General features: G+C 61.2%; 27 protein-coding genes and 1 tRNA gene. 6 read left to right on the top strand and 22 right to left on the bottom strand.

The window, feature by feature from the left end; all coding sequences use genetic code 11:
- The first annotated feature begins 67 nt into the window (after positions 1-67).
- Both AACZ55_RS01095 and AACZ55_RS01090 read left to right on the top strand, forming a co-directional pair.
- Complete coding sequence (locus tag AACZ55_RS01095; protein WP_339642093.1) at positions 68-1,585, top strand: undecaprenyl-phosphate glucose phosphotransferase; 1,518 nt, start codon at positions 68-70, stop codon at positions 1,583-1,585.
- Entirely contained in the window at positions 1,582-2,847 is a 1,266-nt protein-coding gene (locus AACZ55_RS01090) for an O-antigen ligase family protein (protein WP_339642091.1), read from the top strand. Before AACZ55_RS01095 ends, AACZ55_RS01090 begins: the two co-directional genes overlap by 4 nt.
- Here the strand turns inward: AACZ55_RS01090 and AACZ55_RS01085 are convergent.
- Complete coding sequence (locus tag AACZ55_RS01085) at positions 2,844-3,014, bottom strand: hypothetical protein (RefSeq protein ID WP_338607054.1); 171 nt, start codon at positions 3,012-3,014, stop codon at positions 2,844-2,846. The two genes, AACZ55_RS01090 and AACZ55_RS01085, sit on opposite strands and share 4 nt — an antisense overlap.
- Positions 3,015-3,133: 119 nt before the next feature.
- On the opposite strand from AACZ55_RS01085, the gene AACZ55_RS01080 reads away from it, so the two are divergent.
- From AACZ55_RS01080 to AACZ55_RS01070, 3 genes are all read left to right on the top strand, one after another.
- A tRNA-Pro gene (locus AACZ55_RS01080) sits at positions 3,134-3,210 on the top strand.
- Positions 3,211-3,446: 236 nt separating this feature from the next.
- Positions 3,447-4,499: an SH3 domain-containing protein gene (locus AACZ55_RS01075; protein ID WP_339642089.1), complete on the top strand. Its 1,053-nt coding sequence runs from the start codon at positions 3,447-3,449 to the stop codon at positions 4,497-4,499.
- A gap of 105 nt (positions 4,500-4,604) precedes the next feature.
- Positions 4,605-5,579: a phosphotransferase gene (locus tag AACZ55_RS01070; RefSeq protein ID WP_339642087.1), complete on the top strand. Its 975-nt coding sequence runs from the start codon at positions 4,605-4,607 to the stop codon at positions 5,577-5,579.
- 3 nt (positions 5,580-5,582) lie between these two features.
- Here AACZ55_RS01070 and AACZ55_RS01065 read toward each other — a convergent pair whose 3' ends face one another.
- From AACZ55_RS01065 to AACZ55_RS01020, 10 genes are all read right to left on the bottom strand, one after another.
- Positions 5,583-6,341, bottom strand: coding sequence for an ABC transporter ATP-binding protein (locus AACZ55_RS01065; protein ID WP_338607057.1), 759 nt, complete (start codon positions 6,339-6,341; stop codon positions 5,583-5,585).
- Positions 6,338-7,300, bottom strand: coding sequence for an iron chelate uptake ABC transporter family permease subunit (locus AACZ55_RS01060; protein WP_339642174.1), 963 nt, complete (start codon positions 7,298-7,300; stop codon positions 6,338-6,340). Before AACZ55_RS01060 ends, AACZ55_RS01065 begins: the two co-directional genes overlap by 4 nt.
- Positions 7,301-7,310: 10 nt before the next feature.
- A complete protein-coding gene (locus AACZ55_RS01055) occupies positions 7,311-8,273 on the bottom strand; it encodes an ABC transporter permease (protein WP_338607058.1) in 963 nt (320 codons plus the stop codon).
- 81 nt (positions 8,274-8,354) lie between these two features.
- Complete coding sequence (locus tag AACZ55_RS01050; RefSeq protein ID WP_338607059.1) at positions 8,355-9,287, bottom strand: siderophore ABC transporter substrate-binding protein; 933 nt, start codon at positions 9,285-9,287, stop codon at positions 8,355-8,357.
- Between the two features lie 133 nt (positions 9,288-9,420).
- Entirely contained in the window at positions 9,421-9,921 is a 501-nt protein-coding gene (locus tag AACZ55_RS01045; RefSeq protein ID WP_339642083.1) for a MerR family transcriptional regulator, read from the bottom strand.
- A 23-nt stretch (positions 9,922-9,944) separates the two neighbouring features.
- Positions 9,945-10,256, bottom strand: a complete 312-nt coding sequence (locus AACZ55_RS01040; protein WP_014130317.1) for an integration host factor subunit alpha — start codon at positions 10,254-10,256, stop codon at positions 9,945-9,947.
- Between the two features lie 84 nt (positions 10,257-10,340).
- Positions 10,341-11,318 carry a beta-ketoacyl-ACP synthase III gene (locus AACZ55_RS01035; RefSeq protein WP_339642080.1) on the bottom strand — a complete coding sequence of 326 codons (978 nt, stop codon included), beginning with the start codon at positions 11,316-11,318 and terminating at the stop codon, positions 10,341-10,343.
- Positions 11,315-12,382, bottom strand: a complete 1,068-nt coding sequence (plsX, locus tag AACZ55_RS01030) for a phosphate acyltransferase PlsX (RefSeq protein ID WP_338607061.1) — start codon at positions 12,380-12,382, stop codon at positions 11,315-11,317. The genes AACZ55_RS01035 and plsX overlap by 4 nt, the downstream gene beginning before the upstream one ends.
- Before the next feature lie 68 nt (positions 12,383-12,450).
- Positions 12,451-12,990, bottom strand: a complete 540-nt coding sequence (locus tag AACZ55_RS01025) for a DUF177 domain-containing protein (RefSeq protein WP_338607062.1) — start codon at positions 12,988-12,990, stop codon at positions 12,451-12,453.
- A complete protein-coding gene (locus tag AACZ55_RS01020) occupies positions 12,987-13,514 on the bottom strand; it encodes a ubiquinol-cytochrome C chaperone family protein (RefSeq protein WP_338607063.1) in 528 nt (175 codons plus the stop codon). The genes AACZ55_RS01025 and AACZ55_RS01020 overlap by 4 nt, the downstream gene beginning before the upstream one ends.
- 152 nt (positions 13,515-13,666) lie before the next feature.
- Here AACZ55_RS01020 and bamE point away from each other — a divergent pair, with 152 nt between their 5' ends.
- Positions 13,667-14,113: an outer membrane protein assembly factor BamE gene (gene bamE, locus AACZ55_RS01015; protein ID WP_338607064.1), complete on the top strand. Its 447-nt coding sequence runs from the start codon at positions 13,667-13,669 to the stop codon at positions 14,111-14,113.
- Here bamE and AACZ55_RS01010 read toward each other — a convergent pair.
- The 11 genes from AACZ55_RS01010 to AACZ55_RS00960 form a co-directional block, all read right to left on the bottom strand.
- Positions 14,105-15,304 (bottom strand): MFS transporter, encoded by a 1,200-nt coding sequence (locus tag AACZ55_RS01010; protein WP_339642075.1) that lies wholly within the window; start codon positions 15,302-15,304, stop codon positions 14,105-14,107. The two genes, bamE and AACZ55_RS01010, sit on opposite strands and share 9 nt — an antisense overlap.
- A 17-nt stretch (positions 15,305-15,321) precedes the next feature.
- Positions 15,322-15,813 carry a transcription antitermination factor NusB gene (gene nusB, locus AACZ55_RS01005; protein WP_338607066.1) on the bottom strand — a complete coding sequence of 164 codons (492 nt, stop codon included), beginning with the start codon at positions 15,811-15,813 and terminating at the stop codon, positions 15,322-15,324.
- Positions 15,814-15,816: 3 nt separating this feature from the next.
- Positions 15,817-16,299 carry a 6,7-dimethyl-8-ribityllumazine synthase gene (gene ribH / locus AACZ55_RS01000; protein WP_339642171.1) on the bottom strand — a complete coding sequence of 161 codons (483 nt, stop codon included), beginning with the start codon at positions 16,297-16,299 and terminating at the stop codon, positions 15,817-15,819.
- Positions 16,300-16,361: 62 nt separating this feature from the next.
- Positions 16,362-16,967, bottom strand: coding sequence for a riboflavin synthase (locus AACZ55_RS00995; protein WP_339642072.1), 606 nt, complete (start codon positions 16,965-16,967; stop codon positions 16,362-16,364).
- Positions 16,909-18,081 (bottom strand): bifunctional diaminohydroxyphosphoribosylaminopyrimidine deaminase/5-amino-6-(5-phosphoribosylamino)uracil reductase RibD, encoded by a 1,173-nt coding sequence (gene ribD, locus AACZ55_RS00990; protein WP_339642070.1) that lies wholly within the window; start codon positions 18,079-18,081, stop codon positions 16,909-16,911. The genes AACZ55_RS00995 and ribD overlap by 59 nt, the downstream gene beginning before the upstream one ends.
- Positions 18,082-18,163: 82 nt before the next feature.
- Entirely contained in the window at positions 18,164-18,634 is a 471-nt protein-coding gene (nrdR, locus tag AACZ55_RS00985) for a transcriptional regulator NrdR (RefSeq protein WP_339642067.1), read from the bottom strand.
- 4 nt (positions 18,635-18,638) lie between these two features.
- A complete protein-coding gene (glyA, locus tag AACZ55_RS00980) occupies positions 18,639-19,937 on the bottom strand; it encodes a serine hydroxymethyltransferase (RefSeq protein ID WP_339642065.1) in 1,299 nt (432 codons plus the stop codon).
- A gap of 96 nt (positions 19,938-20,033) precedes the next feature.
- Entirely contained in the window at positions 20,034-20,228 is a 195-nt protein-coding gene (locus AACZ55_RS00975; RefSeq protein WP_339642062.1) for a serine hydroxymethyltransferase, read from the bottom strand.
- 25 nt (positions 20,229-20,253) lie between these two features.
- A complete protein-coding gene (locus tag AACZ55_RS00970; RefSeq protein WP_338607072.1) occupies positions 20,254-21,519 on the bottom strand; it encodes a L,D-transpeptidase family protein in 1,266 nt (421 codons plus the stop codon).
- Positions 21,520-21,770: 251 nt separating this feature from the next.
- A complete protein-coding gene (locus AACZ55_RS00965) occupies positions 21,771-22,271 on the bottom strand; it encodes a winged helix DNA-binding protein (RefSeq protein ID WP_338607073.1) in 501 nt (166 codons plus the stop codon).
- Positions 22,272-22,531: 260 nt separating this feature from the next.
- Positions 22,532-22,921, bottom strand: coding sequence for a hypothetical protein (locus AACZ55_RS00960; RefSeq protein ID WP_338607074.1), 390 nt, complete (start codon positions 22,919-22,921; stop codon positions 22,532-22,534).
- Positions 22,922-23,039: the final 118 nt, after the last annotated feature.

Raw genomic sequence — 23,039 nt, 5'->3', positions numbered from 1 at the left:
CCTCTTCACCCTGAACACCCCATAGTCCCGCGCACGAAATCCATGACGATCAGTGCGAGGCCAGCCCGTGTTCAGGGTCGATCCCAAACAAGCCGTGCTCACCCACATTTCCGCAAACGCAGAGGGGGCAGGTGCCACCCTTGGCGTGGATGCGGAAACAGCCGCCCGGGCGCCCATTGCCCCGACGCTATCGCACAAACTGATCTCGGGCTTTGCGCAACTGATCGAAGCGGTGCTGCTTGTGGCCCTCGGGCTGGGCATTTATCTTTTCTATCTGGGCGGCGTCGATGCGGTGCTTTATGTGCCGCTTTCGCTCGGCATCGTAGCGGCGGCAAATATCGCCTTCAATATCGCCCGCACCCACAGGATCGCGGCCTACAGGACGCTTTTCAAGCAGATCCTTCAGGTTCTCGGGGGCTGGATCGCGGTCCTCCTCGTGGTCGTCGCCGGGCTGTTTCTGTTCAAGGCGGGCGATCTGGTGTCGCGTGTCTGGCTGGGCAGTTGGGCGCTGTCGGGCGGTGCCGTGCTCATCGCCTACCGGCTGGCGCTGCGGGCCCTGGTGCTGGACTGGTCGGCGAGGGGCCGGCTGCGGCGGCGCACGGTGATCGTCGGTGGTGGAGCGGGCGCCGAAGCGCTCGTGACGGCCATCGAAAAAAGCGCAACCAGCGACATCGAACTGATCGGCCTTTTTGACGACAGGGACGACGAGCGCTCCCCCGAGGCCGTCGCCGGGCTGAAAAAACTCGGCAAGGTGGCCGATCTTGTCGAGTTCGCCCGCCGGGCGCGAATCGACCTGGTTATCGTCTCGATGCCGCTTTCGGCCGAATCGCGCCTGCTCGAAATGTTGCGCCAGCTCTGGGTGCTGCCGGTCGATATCCGGCTGAGCGCGCATATGAGCAAGCTGCGTTTTACCGACAAGACCTATTCCTATGTCGGAGACCTGCCGGTGTTCGAGATGGCCGACCGGCCCATATCGGACTGGAATCTCGTTTTCAAATGGGTGTTCGACAAACTGGTGGCCGTGTTTGCGCTCATCGCGCTCTCGCCGGTGATGCTGGCGACGGCCATTGCGGTCAAGGCAACGAGCAAGGGGCCGATCCTGTTCAAGCAGGACCGGCATGGTTTCAACAACAAGCTGATCGCTGTCTATAAATTCCGTTCCATGTATACCGACATGAGCGATGCCAGGGCCGCACGGCTCGTCACACGCGACGATCCGCGCGTAACCCCTGTCGGGCGCTTCATCCGCAGGACGTCGATCGACGAATTGCCGCAGCTCTTCAATGTGCTCAAGGGCGAATTGTCTATCGTGGGACCGCGCCCGCACGCGCTGGAAGCCAAAGCGGCCAATCGGCTTTATCACGATGCCGTCGATGGATATTTTGCCCGCCACAAGGTCAAGCCGGGTATCACCGGGTGGGCACAGATCAATGGCTGGCGTGGCGAGACCGACACCGTCGAGAAACTGATGGCCCGGGTCGATCACGATCTTTACTACATCGAGAACTGGTCGATCCTGCTCGATCTCTACATTCTGGTCATGACGCCCGTTTCTCTGTTCACCAAGAGCGAGAACGCGTTTTGACCCTCACCCTGCCCGCTTCGAGAGGTCTTGCGCCGTCCGACCGCGGCAGGGCGTGGTTCGGCGCGAGCGCCAAACAGGCGCTCGGCCTGATCGTTGGCATCTGGATTTTTTCGGGCGGGTTCGTCATCGTCGAGCCATCGCCCTATGAGGTGATGTTCCTTTTGGCCTTCGCCGTGGCGCTGGCCGGCGGCCTGCAATTGCGGCGCGAGACGCTGCCGCTGTTGCTGATCGTCATCGCGTTTACGCCCTTTGCGCTGATATCGCCGTTTTTCATGCAGTATCAGCCCGTGATTGACGGGCTGATCTTTAACCTCGTCACGATCTTTTTGCTCGTTACCAGCTATTTTGCCGCCAATTTCGTGGCGCAGGCACCCCACACCCATATGCGCGTGATCGCCCGCGCCTATATCGCCATCGCCATTATAACGTCCGTGGTCGGCACGCTGGCCTATATGGGTTTTCTGCCGGGCGAAGACGTTTTCCTGCGGTTTGGCCGCGCCAAGGCCTTTTTCAACGATCCCAATGTTTACGGGCCTTTTCTTATCCTGCCGGCCATGTTTGCCCTGCAGCGCGTTCTTTTGGGAAAGGGACGTTCGGCGCTTTGGAACGGTATTGCCTATCTGGTGATATTCGTGGGCGTTTTCGTGAGTTTTTCGCGCGGTGCCTGGGGCCATCTGGCCGCGTCGTCACTACTGGTCCTTGTCATGGTGTTTTTTCTCGAGGCATCGGCGCGGGAAAAGGTGCGCCTGCTGCTGATCGCGCTGGGTGGGCTGATGCTACTGGCGGCCGCCATGGCGGTTCTTTTGTCGATTCCCGTTGTCGCCGAGCTGTTCACCCAGCGCTTTTCCCTCACCCAGAGCTATGACACTGGCGAATTGGGCCGCTTCGGTCGCATCTGGTACACGCTCGACGTGGTGTTGACCCACCCCTGGGGCATCGGGCCGCTGGAATATGGCTTTCTGCGCATCACCGAACAGCCCCACAACACGTACCTCAATGTCGCGCTCACTTATGGCTGGGGCGGTGCGCTTGTTTATTATCTGCTTGTCGGTTCGACATTGGCCGCGGGCGGCAGGGCCCTGATCCGCGCCTCGAGCCGTCCGTTGCTGATTCCGGTTTTTGCCACCTTCGTGCCCATGATCGCCCTTTCGGCCATCATCGACACCGATCACTGGCGCCACTGGTTTCTGGTAACGGGGCTTGTCTGGGGCGTCTGCGCCGCGCCGCGTCCGGCCAAGGTGCAGGGCCGCCTGCTCCCCTAAAAGACCTTCCGGATGAGCCAGAGGACCGCGATCACCGCGGTTATGGCCACGAGCGCCCAGAACAGGGCCAGAAGCGCCACGGCGCCAAGCAATGCACCCAGCGCATCCCAGAAACCGATGGCCCCGATCAGCAGGGCAACCAGAACGATCAAAAGTATCGGCATCATACAACCCTTCAATGAACTGAGCAGAAACGGGACAAGCGGGAACATGTTCCCGCATCACCGCTTTTTGGCCATCGAACCCCTTGCGCTATGGAGCGCTATTATATAGGTGAGAGGCCAATCGGGGCGTAGCGCAGCCTGGTAGCGCATTTGTCTGGGGGACAAAGGGTCGTCGGTTCAAATCCGGCCGCTCCGACCATTTTTTCAAGGGCCCGTGCACTGGTGTTGCGCGGGCCCTTTTTGTTACCTGCCCTGCCCCATGTGTGGCAAAGTAAGGCGCCGCCTGTTCGACTGGAGGGCGCTTTCAGCCCGGAAATCGGGCCCCTTGTTCCTGAAAGCCCCATAACAAGGCGGTTCAGAGGGCGTTCAGCCGTCAAGCGATACCGATGAGGAATGTGGCGCCAAAGTGGCGCTCACCGCACTCAGGAGGCTACCGTGACGACTTTCAAGACGATTATCTCAGTGGCAATCGGTCTGACGGGTATTGTTTCGTCGGCGACTGCAGTATTGGCCGCGCCAGCGGCATCCACCACCACGCTCAACGTTCGCTCCGGCCCCGGGACCGGTTTTGGCGTCCTCGACACGCTCGCACCCGGAGAGGTCGTCGACGTCACCGAATGCGTGCCCAGCGGCTGGTGCCATGTGACCCACTCCGGCCCCAATGGCTGGGTCAGCGGCAGCTATCTGGCGCCCGTTGCCCCTCCGCCGACGCCGCCAAGCCCCGATTGCAGCTTCGGGATCACCATCGGCCCGTCCGGCCCCGATTTTTCGATCAATTGCGGCGGGACACCAACGCCAACTCCGACGCCGCCCACTCCCACTCCGCCAGCTGGGGATGAAGCCTGCTTTTACACCGGCATCAATTATGGCGGAGACGAGTTCTGCTATGGCGTCGGCACCCGCAACACGCTGAACGCGACCTTCAACGACGAAATCTCATCGGTCCGGCTGTTCGGCGCGGCAAAAGCCCGGTTGTGCACCAATGTCAATCTGACCGGCTCTTGCGTCAACGTGACGGCCAACGCGCCGATTCTCGAACCGGCGATTGCCAATCAGGCATCGTCATTGCGGGTCTATACCGGACTGCTTCCCGTTCCGTTGCCTTTGCCGATTCCCCTGCCGACACCGGTTCCCTCGTTCTCGACCTATTCGACCGGCCCGATCGAGCTGCCCCAGACGTTCCGGGCCGATCTCGATTCCGGTGCGGTTGGCGGCTCGGGAACCGACATCTGGTTCCGTGCCGCAACGCCCTCGAGCCGGTTCATCACGCCTGTCAACGGCGCCAGCCTCGCGCTTGGCGATGGCAGCAACCGCGGCTTTGCCGGATGCTTTACGGAGAGCTTTGACTCCGATCCAGTGCCGCTCGAAGCGGTTTCGGTTGGCACCTATGTCTGCGCCAAGACCGGTGCGGGCCGCATCAGCCAGTTCCGTATCAACGCCATAGCGCCGTCCTCGCTCTCGATCGGGTACACGACCTGGTCGCACTGACCTCGCAAAGCCCGGCAGCATTTGCCCTGCCGGGCTTTTTTCTCATTCTTGCGTGGACAATTCCCCTCACCGTGGCCGATAAGGCGGTCAAGCAGGGGGATATGCATGACTGACGACTGGATAGGGCTCGCCGAAGCCCTTTTGCTCTGGCCCGGTTTTGAGCAGGGCGCGGCAACGCTCATCAACCTTTCGGAAAACCATACCTTTCGCATCGATTGTCCCGATGGCGGCAAGGCCATTGTGCGGGTACACCGGCCCGGATACCATTCCCGCCTTGCCATCGAGAGCGAATTGGCGTGGATGCAGGCGCTGCGGCGCGATGCCGGGCTTTTCACCCCGCAACCCCTCCCCGGGAAGGACGGCGGGCTGGTTCAGGAGGCACCATTCCTTGGCGGCACAAGGCACATGGTGGCCTTCGCTTTCGAAGCGGGTACAGAACCGCAGGCCGACGAAGACCTGTCTGCGGTGTTCCGACAGCTCGGCTCGCTTGCGGCGCAATGCCATTCCCATGTGATGGGGTGGACGCCGCCGCGCCAATTTGCGCGACAGGTCTGGACTGATAGCGCAATTCTCGATCCCGACGCCATCTGGGGCGACTGGCGGGCCGCGCCGGGGGTTATCGGCACCGTGCGCGCGACGCTGGATCGCCTCGACGCCCATCTGCGCTCCCAGCTTGCCGACTACGGCATGGGACGGGACCGGTTCGGGCTCATCCACGCCGATATGCGGTTGGCCAATCTGCTGGTGTCCGATGGCGTCACGCGACTGATCGATTTCGACGATTGCGGGTTTTGCTGGTTCGGCTACGACTTTGGGGCGGCGGTCTCGTTTTTCGAGGACAGCGACACGGTCCCTGCCCTGCGCGCCGCATGGCTCGAAGGTTACCGCCAATATCGCCCTTATGGGGCCGAGCATGAGGTGATGCTGGACGCCATGGTCATGCTGCGCCGCATGGCGCTTCTGGCGTGGACAGGATCGCACGCCGAAACCGAGCTGGCCCAGAGCCTGCACGCCAGTTTCGCAAAGGGAACCGCTGAGATGGCGGAGCGCTATCTCACCACCGGTACCATCGACCGATAGGGCTCAATCGTAGAACAGCGAGACCCGGTGCCCGCCGATCTCGTGGACATTGATGTCCATATCGTAGATGTCCTTGAGCGCCTCGGGGGTGATGATGTCGTCCCTTCCGCCGTGGCGGATCACCCGGCCGTTTTTCATGGCAATGATGTAGTCTGAATACCAGGACGCGAAGTTGATGTCGTGCAGGACCAGAACGACCGTCTTGCCCAGCTCGTGACAGGCGCGCTGCATGAGTTTCATCATGCCCATAGCGTGCTTCATGTCGAGATTGTTGAGCGGTTCGTCGAGCAGGACATAATCTGTATCCTGACAGAGCACCATGGCGACAAAGGCCCGTTGGCGCTGCCCACCCGAGAGCTCGTCGAGAAACCTGTCCCGCAAATCCTCGAGATTGAGATAGGCGATGGACTGGTCGATGTGGCCCTTGTCCTCGATGGTCAGCCGCCCCTTGGAATAGGGATAGCGGCCAAAGGCCACCAGATCTGCCACCGTCAGGCGTGCCGTCATGTGGTTGTCCTGGCGCAGGATCGACATGCGCCGGGCCAGAACGTCGCTGGGCGTATCGGACACATCGAGACCATCGACGGTCACCGAGCCCGCATCCATGCCCAGAAGGCGTGAAATGATGGAAAGCATAGTGGATTTGCCCGCGCCGTTCGGCCCGATGATCGAGGTGATGCCACGGGAGGGCAGTTCGATCGACACGTCGTCGACCACGGCGGTTTCGCCGTAATATTTCTTGATGCCGGACGTGATGATCATCGCGCCGCTCCCCGTAGAATGAGAATGATGAAGACGAGGCCGCCGGCAAATTCGATGATCACCGATATTGCGGTGGTGAAATTGAAGACACGCTCGAGAATCAACTGCCCGCCCAGCAAACAGATGACGCCGAGCATGATGGTCGCCGGCAGCACGTAGCGATGCTTGGAGGTTCCTATCATCAGGTAACCGAGATTGGCCACCAGCAGCCCGAAGAACGTCACGGGCCCAACCAGCGCCGTGGACACCGAAACAAGCAGCGTCACCAGCAGAAGAATGATCAGGACCGTCCGCTTGTAGGGGACGCCCAGATTTATCGCCGTTTCCCTGCCGAGCGAGAGGACGTCGAATGTATGCCCTATCCGCCAGGCGACCACGGTCGCCAACCCGATTATCACCATGGAAACCGTAAGCAGATCGGTGTTGAGCGAATTGAAACTGGCAAACAGGCTGTCCTGGATGCGGGCGAATTCATTGGGGTCGATGATCCGCACCATGAAATTGGACATGGAGCGAAACAGCGTGCCGATGACAATCCCCACCAGCACCATCAGATGCAGGCTGCGGTGGCGACCGGAAAACATCCACAGACACAGCAGCCCCGAGAACACGAGCATGGCGCCCAGTTCGACGGAGAACTTGATGTAGGGGTGAACCGTCGCCGCGGCGAGCCCGCCGAACAGAAAGACCGTTCCGGTCTGGATGAGCACGTAAAGGGAATCGAATCCCATGATCGATGGGGTGAGGATGCGGTTCTGCATCACGGTCTGGAACATGACCGTGGAAAGCCCGATCGCGTAGGCGACCAGCACCATTGTGAGTACCTTGGTGCCCCTGAAACTGAGAACGAATCCCCAGCTTCCACGCGCCCCGACGGTCATGAACAACACGATGGTGATCACCGTCAGGACTGCGAGACCGGCGAGAATGTATTCGGGCGCTATGCGGCGGCGCGCCATCATGATGACATCAGCCAAGGCGGGCCTCCCGGCGCAACAGAAGATACAGGAACAGCACGGCCCCGACGATGCCGACGACGACACCGACCGGTATCTCATAGGGGTAGCGCACGAGACGCCCCACGATGTCGCAGGCCAGAACGAAACCCGCGCCGAACAGCGCAATCCATGGAACCGAGCGTCGCAGATTGTCACCCATCATCATCGAGACCAGATTGGGCACGATCAGCCCCAAAAAGGGGATGGCCCCGACCGTCACCACCACCGTTGCACTGATGAGCGAAATGATCACGAGCCCCAGGGTCATGACGTTGCGATGGTTGAGGCCGAGATTGGTCGTAAAGTCCTCCCCCATCCCTGCCACCGTAAACCGGTCTGCCGCGAGCCAGGCGATGAGCGTCAGGGCGGCGGCAATCCACAGCAGCTCATAGCGTCCGCTCAGAACAGTCGAGAAATCTCCCGACTGCCAGTTGCCGAGCGATTGCAGCAGCTCGAAGCGATAGGCGAAAAAGGTGGTGATCGAGGAGATGATGCCGCCGAGCATGATGCCGACAAGCGGAACCAGCAGCACCGAGCGCAGCGGAATTTCGCGCAGGATACGCAGGAACAGCGCCGTCCCGGCCAGCGCGAACACCGAGGCGATGAGCATCTTGCCGATCAAAGGAATGTTGGGAAAAAACAGCAGGACGACCAGCATGCCCAATCCGGCCGACTCTGTGGTGCCGGCGGTCGAGGGCTCGACAAACCGGTTTCGCGCCAGCATCTGCATGATCATGCCGGCAATGGCCAGCCCCATTCCCGAAAGGATGAGGGCCAGCGTGCGCGGAATGCGGCTGACGAGAAGGATCATCAGCGCCCGGCCATCCTCGCTTCCCGACATCAGGGTGGCGAGCGAGACGTTCGAGACACCGATGAACAGGCTGACGACGGCGAGGGCCAGAACGAAGGCTGCAGCGAGGAATAGGCGTGTCACCGGCGGTGTGGTCTCCGATATCGTGCGGCGCACACCCCAGGCGAAGGGGTGTGCGCCGATCAGTTCAGCGGGTTTTTGCTGTTATTGGACGTCAGCGCCGATGGCTTCGCCGACTTCGACGACCATCTGATTGAGCGTATAGAGACCGCCATTGACGATGTAGAAGTTCACCGGATTGACATAGACCACCCGGTCGTTCTGCCAGGCCTTCATCTGATGGACCAGATCGTTGTCGAGCACCTGCTGGGCCGGCTGGCCCCCATCGGCGGCACCGACAGCGGCGTCACGGTCGAGCACGAACAGCCAGTCGGGATCGGTTTCGAGCAGGAATTCGAAGGAGACAGCCTCACCATGGGTGGCTTCTTCGACGTCCTCGATGACCGGCACGACGCCAAGATCGTCATGGATCCAGCCAAAGCGCGATCCCGGTCCGAACGCGGAAATGCGGCCGCCGCTGACGCTGATGAACAGCGCGTTGCCGACGGTGGGCGCGGTTTCCTGCACGGCTGCCATATTGGCATCGACCTGGGCGATCAGTTCGGCCACTTCGGCCTGTTTGCCAAAGATTTCCCCGAGCGTTTCGGAGCGCTGCTTGATTGTGGCCGGGAAATCGGTCCAGTCGACCGACAGGTCCAGGGTGGGCGCGATTTCGGAAAGCTGGGGATAGACCGCCGAGGAGCGGCCGGCGACAAAGATCGCGTCGGGCTGTTCGGCATTGACGAGTTCGTAATCAGGCTCGAACAGCGAGCCGATCTTGAGCGCGTCGCGATACTGGCTCAGATGGTCGGGAAAGCTGGCATCGGGTACGCCGTCGACTTCAACGCCGATGGCGGCAAGTGTGTCGATGGTCCCAAGGTCATAGGCAAAGATTTTTTCGGGAATGCCCGGCAGGACCGTTTCGCCCTGGGCGTGTTGCGCCGTGATTTCCTGTGCGGACGCTCCAGCGGTGAGGGCGAGCGAAGCCGCAAGGGCAAGGGCCGCGGTGGCGGTCCGGAAATGGTTTGAAGAATGCACGATCACAGTCCAATCGTTGGCTAAGGGTCGGTTGTGCAGCCAATGCTGACTGCAAACATCAGGTTATTAGCCAGCATGCCGACCCGCGTCAACATAGTTGATCGCTATAATCAGGTTTTGATTTTTCGGAACGTTAAGTGCGCGCCTTGTCGAGCAGAACGCGGCATTGCTCAAGAGATTCAAGCGCCGAGGCAAGGGCTTCGCGCTGCGTGTCGGATAACCCTGTCGCCTGGGGGCCTCGCTGTTCTCCGTTGTCGACCGGTGCCGCCAGGGTATGGCCGGCCTCGATTTCCACGAACTCGACGGCGTCGGCGGCTTCGGCCGGTTCCACATGAGGCTGGGGTGCGATGGGACGGATGGACCCTGTCTCGCCGATGGCCACGACATGTCTGGCGCCCTGCTCCTTGAGGATGCGCTGGACGCCCTTTATCGTGAAACCCTGGTCATAGAGAAGGTGGCGGATACCCTTGAGCAGCTGAACGTCATCAGGGCGATAATAGCGCCGCCCACCGCCACGCTTGAGTGGCTTGATCTGCGTGAACCGCGTTTCCCAGAAACGCAGCACATGCTGAGGTAGGTCGAGTTCGTCTGCCGCTTCGGATATCGTCCGGAAGGCGTCTGGCGATTTGTCCAACGCAAGTGCCCCGGTAAAAGTTGTTATTTTCCAGATCGAACCATAGATTTGTTGATCTTGGATTTCAAGACATTGGATGGTTTGAACACAAGAACCTGCCGGGGCAGGATCGGAACCTCCTCGCCAGTCTTGGGATTCCGGCCAATTCGCTCGTTTTTCGAGCGGACCTGAAACGATCCAAAGGACGACAATTTCACATTATCGCCCGACGCCAGAGCGTCGCTGACGATCTGAAGGACGCGCTCTACAAGTTCCGCCGATTCGGTGCGCGACAAGCCGACGGACTGATAGACTGACTCGGCCAGATCGGCGCGAGTCACTGTTTTTCCCGACATGGTGTTCCCCTCAATCTCATTGAGACCCGCAACAGCCCCCAAGATTTCAACCACTTAACGCCCAAATTGGATCGGGGTCAACGCCTACCACACAATGAGCGCGGCGCCCCAGGTGAACCCGCCGCCCATCGCTTCGATCATCACCAGATCGCCTTTCTTGATTCGTCCGTCCTCGCTGGCCACCCACAGAGCCAGTGGCACGGAGGCAGCCGAGGTGTTGGCGTGCTTGTCCACGGTCACGATGGTCTTGGCTTCGGGAATGCCGAGCTTGCGGCCCGCGCCATCGATAATGCGCTTGTTGGCCTGATGGGGAACAAACCAGTCGAGATCTTCGGTCGTCTTGCCGGTCTTGGCCAGAACCTCTTCTATAACGTCGGAAATCATGCCCACGGCGTGCTTGAACACTTCGCGGCCCTCCATGCGCAGATGCCCGATCGACTGGGTGGTCGAAACACCGCCATCGACATAAAGCTTGTCCCAGTGACTGCCATCGGTGCGCAGGCTCGAGGCCAGGATGCCGTTTTCCGGGGCGTCATCGGCCGCCTCCTGCGCTTCGAGAATTATGGCCCCGGCCCCGTCGCCGAACAGCACGCAGGTGGTTCGGTCGTTCCAGTCGAGGATGCGCGAGGCGGTTTCGGCGCCGATCACCAGCGCCCGCTTGGCCATGCCTGTCTTGAGATAACTGTCGGCCGTCGCCACGCCGAACACGAAGCCCGAGCACACGGCTTGCACGTCGAAGGCCGAGCCTTTGGTAATGCCGAGTTTTTGCTGCAGAATGGCCGCCGTCGCCGGAAAGGTGCGATCGGGGGTCGTTGTGCCCACGACGATCAGATCGATCTCGCTGGCGTCCATCCCGGCATTTTCGAGCGCACGCTGCGCGGCAACCAGGGCAAGATCGGAGGTGTATTCGCCTTCCGCGGCGATGTGGCGCTGCCGGATGCCAGTGCGCTGCACGATCCACTCGTCCGAGGTATCGACGATTTTGGCCAGGTCGTCATTGGACATAACGCGTTGCGGCAGATAGCCACCAACGCCACGCACAACAGATTGGATTTTGGTCACGCGGAAGGTGCCTCCAGATTGGACGGTTCTGCCGGCAGGGCCAGCGCAGGGAAGCGTTTCATGCCTTCCCCGATCTTTGCGAGGAGATCGTTGCGGGCCATTTCATAGGCGACGCTGAGTGCGCTTTTGTAGCCGATCTCGTCAGTTCCACCATGGCTCTTGATAACGACACCATTGAGGCCGAGAAAAACCCCCCCGTTTACGGTGCGCGGGTCCATCTTTGAGCGGATGGCATTGAGCGCGCCGCGCGCGAACACCGCGCCGATCTTGCTCATCAGCGAAGAGGTCATGGCGTTGCGCAGATAGGTGCCGACCTGCCGGGCGGTGCCTTCGGCCGTCTTGAGCGCGATATTGCCGGTGAACCCTTCGGTGACCACCACATCGACGGTGCCCTTGCCCAGATCGTCGCCCTCGACGAACCCCTTGTAGGTAAATCCTGCACCCGAGGTCTCGGCAAGGATCTTGCCGGCATCCTTGACCCATTCATTGCCCTTGGCCTCCTCGACGCCGACGTTCAGAAGCCCGATGGTGGGGCTTTCGATATCGAACAGGGCGCGGGCCAGCGCCGAGCCCAGGATCGAGAAATCGACCAGTTGCTGGGCGTCGGCCCCGATGGTCGCGCCCACGTCGAGCACGACGATGTCGGAGCGAAGTGTCGGCCAGATCGCCGAAATCGCCGGGCGGGAAATGCCTTCCATGGTGCGCAGACAGAAGGTCGCCATGGCCATCAGCGCGCCGGTATTGCCGCCCGAGATCGCCACGTCGGCCTCTCCGTCCTTGACCGACTGGATGGTCGCCCACATCGAGGAGGTGCCCCTGCCCTTGCGCAGCGCCTGGCTGGGCTTGTCATCCATGGTGATGACGTTTTCGCTGTGCCGGATCTGCGAGACGGCTTTGAGTTCTGAAAATTCTTCGAGCAGAGGGGTCAGAACCTCCTCGCGCCCGTGAAAAATAAACCGTGCATCGGGATGTTCGCGAAGCAGCAATTTGGCGCCATGCAGCGGAGCACGCGGCGCGTTGTCCCCGCCCATTGCGTCGACGGAGATCGTTATGGTTTCAGTCATTGCCTGCCTTGAAACGTTCCCGAAAATCGGCGCTCACCATAGTCATTGGAGCCCGCCATGCAAGCCCGTCAATCCTTCTTGAGCGCCTTGAGCGCGGCAAACGGAGAGAGTTCGGCCGGATCGTCGCCCGTCAGATCGTCGGTCAGTTCGGCGCCGGGCTTGCGCGGGTAAAGATCGATAGCGAGCGCGAAGACTTCAAGAACCAGATCGGCCAGATCGATTTCATCGCCCTCGAAATAATCGGGGAGATCGTCGTCCTCGAGATTGACGAAGATTTCGGCACCGGCGGTCGCTTCGCTCGCCTCATCGTGACCGGGCAGAAAAACCCGATCGATCGGCTCGCTGATCTGTTGGGTCACCGGATCGCCGCTCACAACGCAAGGCTGGACCACAGTGCCATTGACATGGCCCTTGGCCTGGATGCCGCCGCGAAACCGGGTCGCTGTGACCTCGGCGGAAAATGCCGTGACCTCGCTCACCTTGAGTCGGTCGGCCAGCACCGCCCGCTGTTCGGCATCGGTCTGGATGGAAACGATCCGGCCGGCTGCCGGGATCTTGTCGATCCTGACCTTGGCGTCGAGATCGAATTCATCGGGGCGTTGGCTCATTTGGGGTCTCCGAACGTCACGCTGCCGGCCATGATCTGCCCGACAGGTTGGGATTTGAGCGTCTGGTCGCACTCCAGAATATAATCGGCAAACCGCTCGGTCTGCGGATGGGTTGCACCGTCGTGAAAATTCCGGGACACAAAATCGATGAGCCGCGCCCGATCCCCCGAATCCAGAATCGAGGAGAGATTGGACAGCATGCCGTAAAACAGGCTCCCCATCTTTTCGATCCGCTTGCCGACGGAAAGATCGCCCACCCCCATTTCACGCAGCGAACGATCCATGTCATGGAAAAAGCAGTCGAACACGTTCTGGGAAAAATCCCTGCTTTGCCGTTCGCTCGAGCGCAAACGCCGGAAAACGAGGGCCGCGTGCAGGCTGATCATGTCGAACCGGCCGGTCAGCGTGTCGGCCACGCCCCATTGTGCATAGAAAATCTCGCGCCGGGATTGCGCCACAATGGCATTATAGACGGCATAGACGGGCTCGGAGAGCTTGGGCTTGCGAAATAAGGACAGGATCATTTCTTGGGGTCTCACAACGAGAAAAGCTGGCCGGTCGCATGCTCAATTCGATTGGCGGCTTGCCAGAGTCGTGCCCGGACGGCTAAACAACACCAAAATCCCTGGCGCTTTGTCGCGAGGCTATAGTCGAGAGAGCTGAGGAAAGTCAATTCATGACCCTGCGTCCCGCCCTTGTCCGCCTGTCCCCTATTGCCGCGGCAATTGCCCTTGGCCTGACCCTGTCGGCCTGTTCGGGAACCGGATTGGTTTCCCAACGTACCCAGGGCTATGTGCTGCCCGACGATGCCATCACCCAGGTCCGACCGGGCTCGAGCCAGGACTTCGTCCGCATCGTTCTCGGATCGCCACAGACGACCAGCACCTTTGGTGGCGAAACGGCCTGGTATTACGTCGAGACGAAAGTCACCCAGACGGCGTTCGGCCTGACCAGCATTCAGGAGCGCACGGTGCTGGCCGTCTATTTCGGTGCCGACGGGCGGGTTACCGACCGCGCGCTCTATTCGCTTGAGGACGGTCGGGCCTTTGCCATCGAGCAGCGCCGCACCGGATCGTTCGGCGAAGACCGCAACTTCGTGGAATCGCTGCTGGCCTCAATCTGAGGCCAGCGCCTGCCGGCCGATGCGGCGGGTGCGCAGATCGTCCCAGCCCAAAAGCAGAATGGCCGAAACCGCGATCGGCAGCGCTATCAGGTTGACCGCTTCCCAGCCGAAAAAGTTCAGCGCCAGCCCGGCGCCGATCGAGCCTATGGCGTTCGAGCCGAACACCAGTTGTTCGTTGAGCGCCTGAACCTTGGCCCCCTCTTCAGGCCGGTAGCTTTTGGTCAGCAGCACCGTCGAGCCTATAAAACCGAAATTCCAGCCCATCCCGAGCAACACCAGTCCGAGATCGAAATGGAACGTGGTGGTGCCCATGAGCGCGGTGCCCACGCTGAAAATAATCAGCAGCATGCCGATTGCTACTGTCAGGTGGGTCCCGATGCGCTTGATGATTTCGCCGGTGACAAAGCTGGGCGCAAACATGGCCACGATATGCCACTGAATGGCGTTGGCCGCATCGGCGGGCGCGTGCCCGCACAGATGCACCATGGCGAGCGGCGCGGCGACCATGACAAAGGTCATGAGCGAAAAACTCGCCATGCCCGTCAGCACCGGCACGAACACCGCCGGGGTCCGGATCATGGCTTTGAGCGGGCGCCCCTGCTCGGATACGGGCCGTTTGGCCTCGCCTTTCGGCAAGCGCGTAAAGCTGAGAAGCAGCATGGATACGAGCGACAGGCCCGCCAGCGCAATGAACGAGCCGGCATAAAGGGCGTCAGGTATGGCTTCGGAGGTTATTGAAGCCAGCCGTGGGCCGAGGAAACCCGCCAGCACCCCGCCGAAGAGCACCCAGGACACGGCACGCGCCTTGGCGCTTTCAGGAACGCTGTCGGCGGCCGCGAAGCGATATTGCTGGCCGAAGGCTCCCGCAGCGCCAATCAGCAGCATCGAGGCCGAAAAGATCGGGAAGCTGTCGAGATAGATGCCAAGGGCGGCCAAAAGGCCACCACACCCGGCAATTGCGGCCCCGAGCAGGAAGCCGCGCGTGCGGCCCAGCCGATGCAGTGCGAGGGCCGCCGGCCCGGCCATCAGTGCAACGCCGAGAATCATCGCCGTGGTCGGCAGTGTTGCAAAGGCGGGATCGAAGGCGAGATAGGCGCCGGCCAGAGCACCGACCGCCATTACCATGCCCTGTGAAGACCCCGCGATGGCCTGCGCACCGGAAAGAAGGAAGATGTTGCGCATACTGGCCATGGCGATGCTTTCAGGACTCAGGCGTTGGGGTTTTCGCCGCCACCATAGCCCTCGGAATATTTTCGCGCCACGGCGTCGAGCACGCCATTGACCATGCCGGGCACTTCGTCCTCGTAAAAGGCGTTGGCGACGTCCACATATTCGCGGATCACCACCTTGAAGGGGATGTCCTTGCGCATGGTGAGTTCGAACACCCCGGCGCGCAGAAGCGCCCGAAGCGTCGCGTCGATGCGGGTCATGGGCCAGCCCCTCTGCAGGGCCGTGTTGATGACCGGATCGAGTTTGACCTGATTGGCGACGACCCCGCGCACGATGTGGCGGAAATAATCGGCATCGGCGGGCAGATACTGCTCGCCCTCCAGTTCGCGCCCCAGCCGGAAGCTTTCGAACTGACTGAGCGTCTCTTCCAGCGTCTGTTCGCCCACATCCATCTGATAGAGGGCCTGAACGGCGGCGAGGCGGGCCGATCCGCGCTGATTTGCAGGCCTAGGCTCGTTCTGGTCGGCCATCGATCAATCCTCCATCAGCAGCGCACGCAGCGCCGCCATGGTCATGGCGGCAACAGCCGCGCCGCCGCCCTTGTTCTGATCGGAGACCCTGGCGCGTGCCCAGGCCTGCGCTTCATTTTCGACGGTCAGAATGCCATTGCCCAGCGCGATCCCGTCGGCGACCGAGAGATCCATCAGCGCCCGCGCGCTTTCTCCCGAGACGATCTCGTAATGGGTTGTCTCGCCCCGGATGACGCAGCCGAGCGCCACATAGCCATCATATTCGTCGCCCTTGAGTTCAGACGCCATGGCAATCGCAGCGGGGATTTCCAGCGCGCCGGGAACGGTCAGCACCTCGTAGGTCGCGCCGGCCTTCTCAAAGGCCGTCGTCGCGCCTTCAAGCAGTGCGTCGGCGAGTTCGGTATAAAAGCGGGCCTCAATGATGAGGTAATGCTGGCCTTCGGCCGAGCCGGGCGCAATCGCGAAAATGTCGCCAGAACTGGCCATCATCTAATCCTGTCGGGTTCAAAAATGCGCTGCGCCATCGGTCGTCCGGCGCTACGCCAATTTTATTGGGATTTCTCCATGAGGCGCGCGGCATAGCGCGCCATCAGGTCAACTTCAAGATTTACCGCGTCGCCCTCGCCATAGTCGGGCCAGTTTGTCGCGGAAAGGGTGTGCGGGATCAGATGGACCGAAAAACGGTTGCCGTCCACCCAATTGACGGTCAGCGAGGTGCCGTTGAGCGCCACACCGCCCTTTTTGGCGATGAAATGGGACAGATCGTCCGGCGCCTGCAAGGTAAAGGTGATCTGGTCGCCGGTATCCCTACGCTCCACGATCGTCGCCAGCCCGTCCACATGACCGGAAACGATATGTCCGCCAAGCTCGTCCCCGACCTTGAGCGACCGTTCGAGGTTGATGCGCCGTCCCTCGGCCCAGCCGCCCAAACGCGTCACATCGAGCGTCTCACGGGCCGCGAACACGTCAAACCAGTTCTGGCCGGCTTCGCTCCCTTTGTCGGTCACGGTCAGGCAGATGCCTTCGCACATGATCGAGGCCCCCAGATCTATGGTCTGGGGGTCATAGCGCGTGCCGATACGCAGCTTGCGCCCGTCATTGCGGTCTTCGACCGCCAAAAGCGTGCCGATGTCGGTGATAATGCCGGTAAACATGGGACCAGACTTTCTCGAATGTGGTGAGCATATCGCACCCCAGCGGCCGGCTTTCAACCACGCTAAAGCCCAGTTCGGCCAAACGCTCCGGCAGAGATGAGTGAACAGTGGCCCCGACACCGTTCGCACCGATCTCCACATCGCTTTGGAGCAAATGAAACCGGTCGATCAGCCCGGCATCGAGCAGAGCATCGTTGAGCCCGGCCCCGCCTTCGACAAGCACGCTGCCGATGCCTCTTCTGGCCAGTGCCTGCAAGCCTTCATCAAGGTCCGGCCTGCCCGCCTTGCCGGCAACGCCAAGCATTTCCGCATGTTGAGAAAATGATTCAAGGCGCGTCTTTTCTGCAATGATTACAGTTTGTTGGGCCGTAGAGACGGCAAACTGATTCAGGCTTTGGGGCAATTGGGATCGCCCCGCGACCAAGACCCGCAGCGGCGCCCTGCCCTCCAACCCGGCCAGCCGGACATTGAGCCTTGGATCGTCCAGCCGCGCCGTTGCCGCGCCGACCATTATCGCGTCGGACACCGCCCTTTGCATATGCGCCCAGCGCCGTGCCTCTTCGCCGGTTATCGCCACATTGCCGCGTTCGGTGCGCCCGATCATGCCGTCGCGCGACACGGCCAGCTTGGCGGCAACGAATGGCCGCCCACGCCGGACACGCGAGAAAAAGCCCTCGTGCAGCCTTTCGATGGATCGCAAATTGTCCCCGAAAACGACCTCGATCCCGGCGCCGCGCATTTTGGCGATACTCTGGCCCCCGGTGCGGGGATCGGGGTCGGATGCGCCGCATACAACCCGGACGACGCCGGATTCGAGCACGGCATCGACGCAGGGCGGGGTCTTGCCCCAGTGATTGCAGGGTTCGAGTGTGACGTAGAGCGTCGCGCCCCTTGCCCCCTGCCCGGCCATGGCAAGCGCGGGGGGTTCGGCGTGCGGTCTGCCGCCGGTGGCGGTCACACCGCGCCCCAGCACCCTGCCGTCAGGAGAAACCACGATGGCCCCGACTGTGGGATTTTCCGCCGTGGTTCCGCGATACGGCATCGCGATGCGGGCGGCGGCTTCGAGCCAGCGCAGATCGGCCGGCATGATCTCATTGCGACGAGTCACGTCCACGACAATGATCTCAATTTTGGTCTGGTCGCGCTTTCGAACCGCAAAAGTGGTGTCCCCTTTTGCCCAAAGCGCTCCTGGTCACTCACCCCCGATCCTCGGGATCGTCACCGCCCATTTCGGTCAGAAAAGACTGGAAATCGTCGGCGCTGGAGAAATTCTTGTAGACCGAGGCGAAGCGCACAAAGGCCACGTCGTCCAGGCCCTTGAGCCCTTCCATGACGTATTCGCCAATCTGATCGGAGGTCACTTCGACGTCGCCCACGCTTTCGAGCTGGCGCACGATGCCCGAAATCATCCGCTCGGCGGTCTCCGGGTCGACCTGACGTTTGCGTAAAGCGGTGTTGACCGAACGCGCCAGCTTTTCGCGGTCGAAAGGAACCTTGCGGCCCGATTTCTTGACCACGATCAGATCGCGCAACTGCACGCGCTCGAATGTGGTGAACCGGCCGCCGCAGCCGTTGCAGACGCGGCGGCGGCGGATGGCGTTGGAGTCCTCGGTCGGCCGGGAATCCTTGACCTGCGTGTCATCGTTCCCGCAATAGGGGCAGCGCATGGGCTTATCCGTAAATGGGGAATCTGGCGGTCAGCTCAAGGACCTTTTCCTTGACCTGGGCTTCGACGGCCCCGTTGTTTTCCTCGCCGTTGGCGGCAAGGCCATCAACCACTTCGACCATGAACGCGCCGACCAGCCGGAATTCCTCGACGCCAAAGCCGCGCGAGGTCGCCGCCGGGGTGCCGACGCGGACGCCCGAGGTGATCGCGGGTTTTTCAGGGTCGAAGGGCACGGCATTCTTGTTGCAGGTGATGTTGGCGCGCTCGAGAGCCGCTTCCGTCGCCTTGCCGGTCACCGATTTGGGCCGCAGATCGACCAGCATCAGATGGTTGTCGGTGCCGCCCGTGGCGATTTCCAGACCGCCCTTGACCAGCGTTTCGGCCAGCACCTGCGCATTGTCCACGACCTGGCGGGCGTAGGCCGCAAATTCCGGTGTCAGCGCTTCGCCAAAGGCCACGGCCTTGCCGGCGATGACATGCATCAGCGGCCCGCCCTGGATACCGGGGAAGATGGCCGAATTGACCTTCTTGGCAATGGCTTCGTCATTGGTGAGGATCAGCCCGCCGCGCGGCCCGCGCAGCGTCTTGTGGGTCGTTGTCGTCGCCACATGGGCGTGCGGGAACGGGTTGGGATAGACGCCGGCCGCGACAAGGCCTGCCACATGCGCCATATCGACGAACAGATATGCGCCCACCTCATCGGCAATCGCGCGGAATGCCGCCCAGTCGAGAATGCGCGAATAGGCCGAAAAGCCCGCCACGATCATCTTGGGCTGATGTTCATGGGCCAGCTGGCGCACCTGGTCCATGTCCACGCGCCCGTCCTGCTGGCGCACGCCGTACTGGATGGCGTTGAACCATTTTCCCGACTGGTTGGGCTTGGCGCCGTGGGTCAGGTGCCCGCCAGCGTCGAGGCTCATGCCCAAAATGGTATCGCCGGGCTGGAGCAATGCCTGATAGACACCCTGATTGGCCTGCGAGCCTGAATTGGGCTGAACGTTTGCGAATTCGCAGCCGAACAGTTCCTTGGCGCGGTCGATGGCGAGTTGCTCGACCACATCGACAAACTGGCAGCCGCCATAATAGCGCCGCCCCGGATAGCCTTCTGCATATTTGTTGGTCATCACCGAGCCCTGCGCCTCGAGCACGGCCCTGGACACGATGTTTTCCGACGCGATCAACTCGATCTCGTGCTGCTGGCGGCCGAGTTCGTCGGCAATCGCCTTGGCAACCACCGGATCGTGATCGGCAATGGTGCGCGTGAAGAAATCGGGAAAAAGCGGTGCTGTTGCGGTGGCGCTCATGGGCGGGCCCTCGACCTGTTGCGGAAAGATGCTGGTGGCAAGCAAGCGCGATCCGCATAGCACGGAGGCTCCTGCGATTCCAAGCACAGATCGGGCCTAACGCGCCTGCGGGTCCTCTCGTTCGATCCGGCGGCGCAGCTTGGCGAGCGCGAGGTTCTTCATCTGAGCTTCGGTGGCCGTGGTTGGCGCTATGGCCACGACCTCGATGCCGGTCTCGACATCGATGGCGGCGACGCGGATCTGGGGACCGGCCTGACGGAACTCGAAAAGCACCTCGCGGCCTGCCCCCATATCAAAAATCCCCGCTGTTGCCCGGTCAGGCACTGATTTCGGGGAAATCGACCTTGCCCTGAGCGTCGTACTCGTAAACGTCGTCGCGGAAGCTTACGACGCCGTTCCGGTTCGCCCAAGCGGTAAAATAGGTCATGAAGATCGGCACGGGATTGGACACGGCGGCATCGATCCGCTCACCGGAGGCGAAGTTGGCGTTCACATCAATGATGTCGTACCCGGAATCGCGCAGGATCCAGGCAACGAACTCGGCGACGTTGGCGACGCGAACGCAGCCCGAGGAATGGAACCGTGCATTTTCCGCGAACAAGCCCTGCTGGGGCGTATCGTGAAGATAGACGGCGTGCGGGTTGTGGAAGTTGATCTTGACGTGGCCCATCGAGTTCTGGGCCCCCGGATCCTGCCGGAACGTATAGTTCGTGGCCTCTTCGGTCGACCAGTCGATCGCGCTCTGGGGCACCTCGTTGCCGCTGCCATCGAGGATGCGGATCGAGTACTCGTCGAGGTAATTGGGGTTGTCGTTGACCAGCCCGATGATGTCGCGGCGAATGATCGAGACCGGCACCGTCCAGAAAGGATTGAAATTGATCTGGTGGATGCGGCTGCGCAGGATCGGGGTCTGGCGGTCGATCTTGCCGACCACGGCCGTATGCCGGCGCGCCACCTGCCCGCCCTCGGTGGCCTCGATGGCGGCAGCGGGAATGTTGACGTTGACGTAACGGTCCTCGAGCTTGCCTTCCAGGCCGCGCACGCGCTCGATGTTGAGCTTGATCTGGTTGAGGCGGGTCGAGGCCGGAACCTTCATGGCCCAATAGGTGTATTCGTCGACCATGCCGTTGATCTGCAGGCCGTGCCGTGCCTGAAAGCCGCGAACCGCGCCGTCCAGTTGGGCGTCGAACTCGTCCGACAAAGGCGTGTCGCGCGGCAGGTCGCCGGTGTGTGCCAGATAGGTCCGTAGATCGCGCACCGGAGCGCGATCCGATCCCAGACCGAGCCGGAAAATCGATTCAGGCATGTCGGGCCAGCCGCCGATGGCGTTGAGGCGCTCGTAATACTCGGCAACACGCTGCAGATTGTATTCGGTATCGACCGAAATGATCGGATCGGTTCCGCCAATGGCGTTCATGGCCGTGCTGGAATTGAGCTCCAGCTGTTCCTGCGTCACCACCTTGCGGCCGCCGCCGAAGAGCGATTGAGACAGAGCGGGCATCGGAAAAGCCGCCGTCGCCGCAAGGGCGGACAGACCCGTCACGACCGAACGCCGATTGAGTTTTCCTTTTAAGTCGCGCATCGCGTAAGTTCACCTATCGAGAGAGCCGGGAAGCCGAGCGGTCCTTTTGCCCGATGGCGCGCAAGACCACAACGCCGCTCACCGGACTTTGACCACCTTGCAGCTGGCTAAGCTGTCCAACGGAAAATCCGGAAAGCGTCATATATCGACAACCGCCAGCTAGAAAGAGTTTGCGGCGCAAATGAGAAACGCCGGCCCTGGAGCCGGCGTTTGCCATGTCAGTGTGGCGGCAAAGCCACAATAAAGGATGTCTAGAGCTTGTAGAGGATCTGATCGACCCAGAAACGCTCGAGGCGCGAGAGGGCGGTGTTGAGCCCGGAAAAGTCCGATTCGCCCAGTCCACCGACCTTTTCGATCGAGTTGAGGTGGCGGTCGTAGAGTTCGTCGATCACCTCGGCGACCTCTTCCCCCTTGGGCGTGAGGCGGATGCGCACCGAGCGGCGGTCGGTCTTGGAGCGTTCCTGGAAGATATAGCCGGTATCGACCAGTTTCTTGAGGTTGTACGAGACATTCGAGCCCAGATAATAGCCCCGGGTGCGAAGTTCGCCGGCTGTCAATTCGCTGTCGCCGATGTTGAACATCAAGAGAGCCTGGACCGGGTTGATGTCGTCCCATCCCATGCGGTCGAACTCGTCCTTGACCAGGTCGAGGAGCCGGCGGTGCAGGCGTTCGACGCGGGATACGGCCTCGAGATAGAGCGGTTTCAGGCTCCTGGGTTCATCGGCCTTTGCAGCGGAAAGATTGTTAGCCATTGGTTCTGCCTCACTGTAATTTTTTAGCGCGATTTTTCGCGTCTGTGAGGGCAATCTAGCGGGCTGCCGATAAGATCGGTTTAAGAGACAGCCTTAATGTTATCTTACGGGGAAACTTGAGTTTTTTTGGTTTTCAGTTCCTTACACCCGTATCGAAAACTGTAACCTTTACGGCTCGTTACGAAGGCAAAGCCCCGGATGGCGTGACGCCCACCGGACACCCGGACGGCTGTCCATCGCCCGACGGGCAACGCCCGTTCCTAATCGGCCAGCTGTCTTTGCACCCAAAGCTGGGCGAGCGCCAAAAGGGCAAAAGTTGCCAGCATGACCCCAAGTTTGAAGATAAAACTCCACAAACCCAAACTAACCCAATTGCTGCCCGCCAGATAAAAGCCGATCTCGATGACCAGCGAGGCGGCGAGCACGATGGCGCCCCATGACGATTGTATCCACAAGCCGACTGAGGCGAACAGGCGCATCAGCGTCAGCGCCGAGAGCAGCACGAAGCCCATGGTTCCCATGAGGACGACGGGACTTGCCGATCCGCTCCCCAGACCGAGCAGACGCGCCGCGTCGCCGAGCCCGATGAACAGGCTGAGCAGCGCCAGTATGCGGGCAACCAGCCCGAGCGGTTCGTTTCTGAAATCCATGGAACATTCCCCGGTCAGCCTGAGCTAACGTGATTTGGGCGGACGGGACAAGTTATGATTGACCCTCCCGCGTCGTCTGGTCCCTTTGCGCGGCGATTGCAGGCTGATATTGAGCGGA

Origin of the sequence: uncultured Pelagibacterium sp. (assembly GCF_963972885.1) — a bacterium.
In the GTDB taxonomy this organism is placed as follows: domain Bacteria; phylum Pseudomonadota; class Alphaproteobacteria; order Rhizobiales; family Devosiaceae; genus Pelagibacterium; species Pelagibacterium nitratireducens.
The sequence above is the reverse complement of the archived record's forward strand: the minus strand, read 5'-3'. Positions and strand labels throughout refer to the sequence as shown.